The sequence below is a fragment of the Rhodococcus sp. 7Tela_A2 genome, assembly GCF_049311045.1.
Taxonomy (GTDB): Bacteria; Actinomycetota; Actinomycetes; order Mycobacteriales; family Mycobacteriaceae; genus Rhodococcus.
The window spans coordinates 1-1,148 of the sequence record NZ_JAXION010000222.1 but is presented as its reverse complement, the minus strand read 5'-3'; the positions used below and the strand labels follow the sequence as shown (position 1 = coordinate 1,148).

Here is a 1,148-nt window from a genome sequence, read left to right as displayed (position 1 = left end):
TTGCCACTTGGCGGGGGCCGGCGGGGGGGGCGCACCACGGTTACCCGGCGGGGCGTACGGAGCCCCGCTGGGGGGCGACCAGCTGGTCTGCTCAGAGGAGCGGGAAGCGCGGAAGCGGTATCACGTCTATCGGTTCTCCACGCGCGTATGGATCGCGTGCGACCGGTTCGCGCCGCGGAACGTCAGAAGGTTCCAGACTCAGGAGGAGGCGTACGAGCAGTGCGAGGAGTGGATAAGCGAAAACGAGGAGCACTACAGGAAGGTAGTCGCATGGGTGGAGGGCTCGGAAGAGGGACGGGCGGAGAGGACGACGCCGAGTTTCCCGGAGGTACGCCCACGGAGGACCCGCGGCATCCCATCACAGAGGGACAACCATCGCAGAGCCCTGATCCTGGCAGCGTTCCTGCTCCTGATTAGTGCTGCCCTCCTCGTGATCTGGGTGGTGCCATGAGCGACGAGAAGCCTGACTCCATCGATGACCTGCTACCGCAGGACGTACGGATCGTCTCGCGTATCGAGATCGCGGAGATCCTGCTACCCAGCGGCGCCGCCGAGGTTGTGCTGTGGTCCCGGACCTCCGATGGTGAAGGGCTCGACGTGACCCAGTTCCTCGGGCTACTTGAGCACGCGAAGTGGAAGGCCATGTCAAAAGCCTTGGCTACACGTACCTGACCGCGGAACGATTCTGGGGTCGATAGCGGGAGGACGTTACCACTCGGTAGGGGGAGACTAGGAAACCCTAACCCCCTCCGCCTACCAACAGAACGACGAGCGCATGACAGCTATCCCCCGCAGACTTGGAACTGGATGACCCTCATCTCCATGCTCCTGGTTGGCACCACCTGCTCCTGATCCACACGACGACCGGAAGGACACCCCTCACATGTCCGACCATTACGACCCGAACCAGCAACCCGCTCCCGGCTGGGGACCGCCTCAGCAGTACCGGCAGCAGCCACCGAAGAAGAGCCGCGTGAAGATCGTGCTCCTCGTGATCCTCGCGCTCGTCGTGGTGGCCGGCATCATGTCCGCGCTCTCCGGCGGTACCGAGGAAGAGCAGCAGGCCGGCACCCCCACACCTACCGTCCCGGCACAGTCCGCGACCCCGGGCGCTCCGAGTGCCCCGGCGTATAGCCCACCACCCCCAC

2 protein-coding genes and 1 pseudogene are annotated in these 1,148 nt (G+C 65.0%); all 3 read left to right on the top strand.

Annotated features, from left to right (window positions below):
* Positions 1-451: hypothetical protein (locus TVH25_RS21335; protein WP_422425417.1), on the top strand; the 451-nt coding region annotated here is incomplete at its 5' end.
* Entirely contained in the window at positions 448-672 is a 225-nt protein-coding gene (locus TVH25_RS21330; protein WP_422425416.1) for a hypothetical protein, read from the top strand. The genes TVH25_RS21335 and TVH25_RS21330, both read left to right, overlap by 4 nt.
* A gap of 211 nt (positions 673-883) precedes the next feature.
* A pseudogene (locus TVH25_RS21325) lies at positions 884-1,148 on the top strand (hypothetical protein); the annotation flags it as partial.